The 8,011-nt window shown below is 56.8% G+C and carries 7 protein-coding genes and 1 pseudogene; 4 read left to right on the forward strand and 4 right to left on the reverse strand.

The window, feature by feature from the left end:
- Positions 1–219 precede the first annotated feature (219 nt).
- Positions 220–1,284: a uroporphyrinogen decarboxylase gene (gene hemE, locus AO242_RS05760; protein ID WP_099268011.1), complete on the forward strand. Its 1,065-nt coding sequence runs from the start codon at positions 220–222 to the stop codon at positions 1,282–1,284.
- Positions 1,285–1,341: 57 nt separating this feature from the next.
- On the opposite strand, the gene AO242_RS05765 is transcribed toward hemE, so the two are convergent.
- The 3 genes from AO242_RS05765 to AO242_RS05775 all read right to left on the reverse strand — a co-directional run bounded on the left by AO242_RS05765 (position 1,342) and on the right by AO242_RS05775 (position 4,559).
- Positions 1,342–1,986 (reverse strand): retron system putative HNH endonuclease, encoded by a 645-nt coding sequence (locus AO242_RS05765; protein ID WP_099268012.1) that lies wholly within the window; start codon positions 1,984–1,986, stop codon positions 1,342–1,344.
- Entirely contained in the window at positions 1,983–3,254 is a 1,272-nt protein-coding gene (locus AO242_RS05770) for an AAA family ATPase (protein ID WP_099268013.1), read from the reverse strand. Before AO242_RS05770 ends, AO242_RS05765 begins: the two co-directional genes overlap by 4 nt.
- A 78-nt stretch (positions 3,255–3,332) precedes the next feature.
- Positions 3,333–4,559 carry an MFS transporter gene (locus tag AO242_RS05775; protein ID WP_176560578.1) on the reverse strand — a complete coding sequence of 409 codons (1,227 nt, stop codon included), beginning with the start codon at positions 4,557–4,559 and terminating at the stop codon, positions 3,333–3,335.
- 164 nt (positions 4,560–4,723) lie between these two features.
- Between AO242_RS05775 and AO242_RS05780 the strand changes: the two genes are divergently transcribed.
- The 3 genes and pseudogenes from AO242_RS05780 to AO242_RS30055 all read left to right on the forward strand — a co-directional run bounded on the left by AO242_RS05780 (position 4,724) and on the right by AO242_RS30055 (position 7,323).
- Positions 4,724–5,620 carry a LysR family transcriptional regulator gene (locus AO242_RS05780; RefSeq protein WP_099268014.1) on the forward strand — a complete coding sequence of 299 codons (897 nt, stop codon included), beginning with the start codon at positions 4,724–4,726 and terminating at the stop codon, positions 5,618–5,620.
- Between the two features lie 80 nt (positions 5,621–5,700).
- Positions 5,701–6,462, forward strand: a pseudogene (locus AO242_RS30050) (MCP four helix bundle domain-containing protein); the annotation flags it as partial.
- A gap of 72 nt (positions 6,463–6,534) precedes the next feature.
- Positions 6,535–7,323, forward strand: coding sequence for a methyl-accepting chemotaxis protein (locus AO242_RS30055; RefSeq protein WP_373562196.1), 789 nt, complete (start codon positions 6,535–6,537; stop codon positions 7,321–7,323).
- 236 nt (positions 7,324–7,559) lie between these two features.
- Here the strand turns inward: AO242_RS30055 and AO242_RS05790 are convergent, their stop codons facing one another.
- Positions 7,560–8,006, reverse strand: a complete 447-nt coding sequence (locus AO242_RS05790; RefSeq protein WP_027901972.1) for a hypothetical protein — start codon at positions 8,004–8,006, stop codon at positions 7,560–7,562.
- Positions 8,007–8,011: the final 5 nt, after the last annotated feature.

Below are 8,011 nucleotides of genomic sequence, written 5' to 3' on the forward strand. Positions count from 1 at the left end.
ACGGCAGCCTTTAGATAGCTCTCCAGCGATGCGACGCAGCGACATTGGTTTGGCGGGCGGACGCCGCAACCTTCGCGCGCTTGAGCGCAGACCGTTACGCATGTCTGATATGCGTTACTGTCGCGACAAATCGACCCGATAGATAAAAGGCACGGCTCTGGCCGTGCCTTTTACGTCCACGTCTGAGAAAATGCCCGCACTTTTTTTGCGGATGCCGACATGACTGCCTTGAAGAACGACCGTTTCCTTCGCGCCCTACTCAAGCAACCCGTGGACGTCACCCCCGTCTGGATGATGCGTCAGGCCGGCCGCTACCTGCCGGAATACCGAGCCAGCCGCGCCAAAGCCGGGGACTTCATGAGCCTGTGCATGAACCCGGAGTTCGCCTGTGAAGTTACGCTGCAGCCGCTTGAACGTTATCCGCTGGACGCTGCAATTCTGTTCTCCGATATTCTGACCATTCCCGATGCTATGGGGCTGGGCTTGTACTTTGAGACGGGCGAAGGTCCGCGCTTCAAGAAAACCGTTAACACGATGGCCGATATCGAAGCCTTGCCGATCCCTGATCCACAGAAAGATCTCGGTTACGTCATGGACGCTGTCAGCACCATCCGCCGCGAACTGAACGGCCGTGTGCCGCTGATCGGTTTCTCCGGCAGCCCCTGGACCCTCGCGACCTACATGGTCGAAGGCGGCTCTTCGAAGGATCACCGCAAGTCCAAAGCCATGCTTTACGAAAACCCGCAAGCCATGCACCTGCTGCTGGACAAGCTGGCTGACTCGGTTATCGCTTACCTCAACGGCCAGATTCTGGCTGGCGCACAAGCGGTGCAGATTTTCGACAGTTGGGGCGGCAGTCTTTCCGATGCGGCGTATCAGGAGTTCTCGCTGGCTTACATGCGCAAGATCGTCAACGGCCTGATTCGCGAGAATGACGGTCGCAAGGTTCCGGTGATCCTGTTCACCAAAGGCGGCGGTCTGTGGCTGGAAAGCATGGCTGAAACCGGCGCTGACGCACTGGGTCTGGACTGGACCACCAACATCGGCGATGCCCGTCGTCGCGTGGGTGACAAAGTCGCGCTGCAAGGCAACATGGACCCATCGGTCCTATACGCCAGCCCACAAGCCATTCGCGCCGAAGTGGCACGCATCCTCGCCAGCTACGGCAGCGGCAACGGCCACGTCTTCAACCTGGGCCACGGCATCACGCCTGAAGTTGACCCTGCACATGCTGGTGCTTTCATTGAAGCGGTGCATGAGTTGTCGGCGCAGTATCACGGTTGATGCAGGCTTCATAAAAAACGCCCGGTTAATCCCGGGCGTTTTTGTTTGCGATTGTTTTCAACGACTGAGGCGTTGTTCGGCGTAACGGGCAATGATGTGGTCGAAAGCGTGTTGATCTGCAATGCCGGTTGATCTGATTACGGCAATCAGACGGTTTAGGTCGTCGTCACTGACGCTCAAAAGGAACTCATCATCGAACACTCCGCCGATTGCGTTCTGGCGTCGATTGTTGAGATAGGCAATATCTAACGCCAGCATCTCAATCATCTTTGCGGCAGGTAAGTCTTCGGCGTTTGTTGGCTGTATCTCACCTGTCAGGAGATATCGAAACCGCAGCTCACAATCTTCATCCATAGGGGAGATGTGCTGCACTTCATCAAACCAGTTGCCCTTGCGGTGCCCGCAGTGCAGCGGGTTGCCGGGCAGGGTCTCGCGCAGACAGGAGGCGTGGAGATTTTGATAGTCCAACGCCAGGTCCTCAAATGCTTCCTGAGGCCTGAAGTGCTCGATATGACTGGTGGACGCCTCTATTTCTCTGCCGCAGTAACAGCAGAAGAAGCCTTGTTCGAGCAGCAACGCTTCATGTAACTCGCGTTTTTGCGGATTCTGCAGGGTTGGATAAGTTGGGCTCCAGTCGTCATTCGCCGTCGCTTTCCAATCTATAAATGATGCGGGTTCAGTTCCTTTGAGCACTCGCTTCATTTGCCGAGGATCTCCTTGCGCCTGATCAACGCTTCCGCGCCTGCAAACTCTGGAAGGTCCGGAGCATCATGTTTGAGCGCGGCGAGTAGCTCTTTTGCTTTGCCGAGGTCGTTATCTTCCAAGGCAGAAAATAGTTCAGAGAGGCGTTGCTCGATCTCTGGCTCGCGCTGCGCTACGCCCATGACTTCTTCAAGCACGCTACTGGAGTCCAGGCCGTAGGTAACGCGAGGATGTGAGCTTTGACCATTGTTAAGGACTATCACTTCTTCGGGCTTCAGGCTGCCGATGATCTGCGGGGAATGGCTGGCTGCGATGAACTGGACTTTCGGAAAAGCCTGCTTTAGCGCGGGGACAATGTTTCGCTGCCAAGCCGGATGAAGGTGGATATCCAACTCATCGATGATGACTACGCCTGAGGTGTTTTGCAGGACATCCTTACCCATATGGGGGTTGAGGATGCACATGCGGCGGGCAATGTCGGCGATCAGTGCGATCAAGCCGCGTTGTCCGTCACTTAGCTCATTGAACGGGATGACGTTGTTGAGTCCGAAATTCACCAGGAGACTGCGCAATGGAAGGTTGTAGTGAATTCCGATCGACTCGGGTAACGCGCATTTTATTGCCGAGTTTACCCAGGCTAACTCGTCGTCAAAGATCGACATTACATTCGACGAATTATGGACGGATTGTAATTGCTCAAGGGTTTTACCGATGATCCAGCTCTCAAGGTCTGCAGCATTGGCAGCACAGTCATGCCAGTTCCTATACCCGTCGACCCTTGATATTTTCTGGGTGGCTGAAAACTCGGCAGATACGTTTGTTGACGACCATCTGCGGTTACTCCGATAAAACGCGAGCAAGGGCAAATTGGTAGTGTTAGCTTCGCCTAACCCTTCTAGATGTTTACTGATCGCATCTACGAGGACAGAGTCAGGAGGAGTCATTTCCTCCGAGCGTAATTTGGTTCTTGACCACTTGCTATGCCCGAAAACGTCACCTGTTGCCTTAAACACGATTGGGTATTTGCGTTCAAATCGAACTCGGCCGCCGTAGTTATCTATGACGAATCGAGCATCCTTTTCGATCATTGAGCTGCTGAAAACGCCCATACAGGCAGAAAAGTCTTCAAAGCTCGCCGCAACCGCCTGCAACAATGACGTCTTCCCACTTCCATTCACCCCCACCACCAGATTGAAGCCCGGCTGAAAGTCAAAAGTGGCATCTTCGTAGCAACGAAAATTTTGAATGTGGAGGCGGTCCAGGCGCATGCCGGTTTCCTTTACCAAGTCTGGCTGATGTGCAGCAGTGTACCTTGGTCCGTGATTCCCGCCAGAACGACGTTGTGACTAAACCTGCGCTGTCACCACCAACGGCGGCAACTTCGCCAGCTTCAACGCAACCCCCAGTGCAATCAACAGCAGCACACCAATAAACAGCCCGATGCCATGCCACCCGCCGTAATGCCAGCACACCCCGCCTGCCGTCCCGGCCACACTTGAGCCCGCGTAGTAACTGAACAGATAAAGCGACGACGCCTGACCTTTGGCTTTGAGTGCCCGTCGGCCGATCCAGCTGCTGGCTACTGAATGCGCACCGAAGAAGCCGAAGGTAAACATCAGAACGCCGATCACCACCAGCGCCAGCGGTTCGAACATCGTCAGGCCCATGCCCGCCAGCATCAACACGATCACCGCCCATAGAACCTGGCGGCGGCCGAGTTTGTCAGCCAGCGAGCCGATCTTTGCCGAGCTGTAGATGCCTGACAGGTAAACCACCGAAAACAGTCCGACCACTGCCTGACTCAGGTGATAGGGCTCTGCCAGCAAGCGATAACCGATGTAGTTGAAAAGCGTCACAAAGCTGCCCATCAACAGGAACGCTTCCAGAAACAGCAGCGGCAGGCCCGCATCGCGAAACTGCATGACGAAGCCATCAATCAGGCTGCGTGGTTGTAGCGAGCGTGCGCGGAAGTTGCGCGACTCCGGGAGGATTTTCCAGAACACTGCCGCTGCTATCAGCGCCAGAACGCCCACCACCATCAATGCTATGTGCCAGCTGACGTAGTCGATCAATACGCCGGTGATCACTCGACCGCTCATGCCGCCAATTGCGTTGCCGCCGATGTACAACCCCATGGCCAGACCAATGTGGTTTGGGTGGATTTCTTCGCTGAGGTAAGTCATCGCCACTGCCGCCAGCCCACTGAGGGAAAGGCCCACGAGCGCTCGGGTAATCAGCACGCCTTCCCAGCTCGGCATGAATGCACTGGCGAGGGTGAAGATCGCCGCGCAAAACAGCGCCAGCACCATCACCGGCTTGCGCCCGAGGCGGTCGGAAATGGGGCCGGTGATCAGTAAGCCGATTGCCAGCATGCCGGTCGACACAGAAAGAATCAGGCTGCTCTGCGCCGCATTGATCGAGAATTCTCTGGAGAGCGCCGGCATCATCGGCTGCACGCAGTACAGCAGCGCAAACGTCGCGAAACCGCCCGCGAACAGCGCCAGCACCGTGCGCATGAACAACGGCGTGTCTTTCTCGATATAAACGTCGCCCAAGGGGATGGCCGCTTCAATCGTTGTCGACTGGTTTTGCGGAGCAGAAGGGCTGACGACAGTGTTCACGGTGGACCTCAAAGACGTCTGGCGGGCGATGAGAAAAAAGAATATAGCTCGCTAATCATTCTTTCCAATATATTGTTCGACCTGTTTGATAGGTAAAACGACTTAATGGGAAGGCCATGGAATTACGTCATCTGCGCTACTTCATAGCGGTCGCGGAAGAGCTGCACTTTGGTCGGGCGGCGCAGGTTCTGGGTATTTCCCAGCCTCCGCTAAGTCAGCAGATCCAGGCGCTGGAGCAGGAACTGGGCACGCGTCTGTTTGATCGCACCAATCGTCGCGTGGAGTTGAGTGAAGCGGGGCGGTTGTTTCTCGACGAGGCGCGGTTGGTGCTGGCGCAGGTCGACAAGGCAGCGGATGTCGCGCGTCGTGTGCGATTGGGAGAGCTGGGGGAGTTGAATATCGGCTTCACCACTTCAGCGCCATTCACGTCGAGTATCCCTCAGGCGATCTTCGCGTTTCGGCAACGCTTTCCTGCTGTGCACCTGGCCCTGCAGGAAATGAACAGCATGGAAGTGGCCGCGCAACTGGAAGATGAGTCTATTCAGGTCGGCATCATGCGGCCTCTGGCATTGCCGGAGTCACTGGTGGTGGTCGAACTGTTGCGTGAGCCGTTGGTGGCGATCATCAATGCCGGTCACCCATTGGCGCAGGGCAGCGAGCAGGGTTTGCACCTGTCGGAACTGGCAAACGAGCCGTTCGTGTTTTTCCCGCGCACCTATGGCAGCGGCTTGTACGCGCAAATGATGGATCTGGCCAGAGCGGCTGGCTTCACGCCGCTGATCACTCAGGAAGCGGGTGAAGTCATGACCATCATCGGTCTGGTCGCGGCCGGCCTTGGTGTGACGGTGTTGCCTGCCTCTTATCGGCGCATGCGCATCGACGGCGTGGTGTACCGAACCCTGCTCGATCCAGACGCCACCAGTGCGGTATGGCTGGTGCAGCGCAAGGATCAGCAATCACCCATGGCCAGGGCGTTTGTTGAGCTGGTGACGCGCCGGACGGAGGACAAATAGCCACCCATTGAGAGCTGGAGGGTCAAGTTCTGCTGGTCGGAGTCGAGACAGATTGAAGACCTTTCCGTTTTTGGTGATCTATGGCTCTCCGGCAGATACGTATTTCGACACGTGCATTTCTGAGTTTTGGTGTCATCAGTGTGTTGATGCTTGGCTTCGGCATCTTCTCCATGCACCAGATCACGCAGATGCGCGAGGCCGTTGTGCACACCGAACAGGTGTCGCACGCCGGGACCCGATGGCTGGGCAGTATTCGTGACAACTCGCTGGGCATTCGCGTGCTCACGTTCCGGCTGATGATCAACCGTGATCCCGCCGTTCTGGGACCGTCCACCCAACGTCTGGTGTTTCTGCGCGGCGAATTGAGCAAGGCGCTGGACGGATATACCCCGATCGTACCCGAAGTCGCTCGCACTTCCTTTTCGAAGATGCAAAGCGTCGTGGCCCAATATCAACAGGCGCTGGATAGCTATCAGAAGCTTTCCGAGCAGGGCGATATCCCGGGGATGACCGCGCTGCTCAACGGCACGATTCAGGATCTGTCCAACCAGACCGGTGATCTGTTCAACGAACTGGTCAAGATCAACCTCGAACAAGGCAGCCTCTACACCCAGCAGGCCGAGCAACGCTATGACACCGCGATGCAGACCACCGTGGGGGTGCTGGTGCTGGTATTTGCGCTGACCGTCGGGCTGGCCTGGTTGCTGACGCGCAGCATTGTGCAACCACTCAATGGGGCCATCGGGGCCGCCCGGCGTATCGCCCGCGGAGACCTGACCGGGACTATCGAGGTCGATGGCAAGGACGAGGCCGCCGATCTGCAGAAGTCTCTGGGTGACATGCAGCAAGCCTTGATGGATACCCTGCGTCTTATCGGTAACTCTTCCGACCAACTTGCTACTGCTGCCGAAGAAATGACCGCGATCACCACTCAGACTTCCGGTGATCTGCATAACCAGAACGACGAAATTCAGCAGGCTGCCACAGCGGTTAACGAAATGACCGTGGCTGTTGAGGAAGTGGCCCGCAACGCTGTCTCCACGGCGGATGCTTCCAGTGCTTCGACGACGACCGCGCAAATGGGTCGCCAGCGCGTCGACGGGACTATTCAGGCCATCGAACGTATGGGGCAGCGTGTCGAGGATGCTTCCTCGCAGGTCCGTGAGCTGGCCGAGCATTCCCAAGACATCGGCAAAATTCTGGATGTGATTCGGGGTGTGGCCGAGCAGACCAATCTGCTGGCGCTTAACGCCGCAATCGAGGCTGCGCGTGCGGGAGAAGCCGGACGAGGTTTCGCTGTCGTTGCCGATGAAGTGCGCGCATTGGCGGGGCGTACTCAGACCTCGACTCAGGAAATCGAGCAAATGGTCGCGGCGATTCGGGCCGGTACAGCGAAGGTCGTTGATACCATGCAGGCGACCAATGAGCAGGCGCTCACGACCCTGGACATGGCGAAAAACGCCGGTGGTGCGCTGGATGAAATTGCTCAGGCTATCTCGCTGATCCACGAAAGGAATCTGGTGATCGCCAGTGCTTCAGAGGAGCAGGCTCAGGTGGCGCGGGAAATCGACCGCAATCTGGTCAACATCCGCGACCTGTCGATTCAGACCTCGGAGGGCGCCGGGCAGATAGACTCGGCCAGCCAGTCCCTGTCGGGACTGTCCCACGATCTGAAAACCATGGTCGGGCGTTTTCAGTTGTAATCTGGTCGGGTACATATCCCCGGTAGGAGCGAACTTGTTCGCGAATCAGTCACCGCGTAGTGACAGGTAGTCCGAGTCATCGTTCTTCGCGGGCAAGCCTCGCTCCCACAGGGCTTTCACCATCCTGTGGGACCGAATTCATTCGGGAAGGCGGTATTTCAGACGATACATTGGCTGCGAATGTACCGGCCCCCTTCGCGAATGAATTCGCTCCTACCAATATCAGCAACGTGGGATCAGTCCACCTTGCTCAAATCACCCTTCAACGCAACGCCAGCAATGATTGCACCGGCGTGGCACTCATAGTTCACCGGGTCTTTGCGTTCGATGCTTTTGTAGTAGCTGGCGATGTTGGTCACTGCGTTGGCGTTAGCGTTTTTGGCTGCGCTGTACATCTGCAGGATGGCCGATTGCAGAACCCATTCGCAGGCTTCGGTATCGGTCTTGTTGAAGGCGTTGGTTTTCTTGTTGGTCACGGCGCCCGGGCTGATCACGGTGACTTTACCTTTGGGCTGCACACCCGCCAGGTAGAACTTTACGCTGCCGTCGATTTTACCGGCGGCGGTCATGTCATTGATGACCTTCTGAAACGGCAGAAACAGCGCCGTGTCGCGGGCCTGGCTGACAGCGGGCAGAACGGACAACGCGACGGCGGCTGCAGCGATCCAGGTTTTCATGCGCATAACGA

The organism is Pseudomonas sp. ICMP 561, from assembly GCF_002699985.1.
Classification (GTDB): Bacteria; Pseudomonadota; Gammaproteobacteria; order Pseudomonadales; family Pseudomonadaceae; genus Aquipseudomonas; species Aquipseudomonas quasicaspiana.

Coding starts and splice junctions, on each gene's coding strand:
- hemE (WP_099268011.1), top strand. CDS start 220: ATGACTGCCTTGAAGAACGACCGTTTCCTTCGCGCCCTACTCAAGCAA.
- AO242_RS05765 (WP_099268012.1), bottom strand. CDS start 1,986: ATGAAGCGAGTGCTCAAAGGAACTGAACCCGCATCATTTATAGATTGG.
- AO242_RS05770 (WP_099268013.1), bottom strand. CDS start 3,254: ATGCGCCTGGACCGCCTCCACATTCAAAATTTTCGTTGCTACGAAGAT.
- AO242_RS05780 (WP_099268014.1), top strand. CDS start 4,724: ATGGAATTACGTCATCTGCGCTACTTCATAGCGGTCGCGGAAGAGCTG.
- AO242_RS30055 (WP_373562196.1), top strand. CDS start 6,535: ATGACCGCGATCACCACTCAGACTTCCGGTGATCTGCATAACCAGAAC.
- AO242_RS05790 (WP_027901972.1), bottom strand. CDS start 8,006: ATGCGCATGAAAACCTGGATCGCTGCAGCCGCCGTCGCGTTGTCCGTT.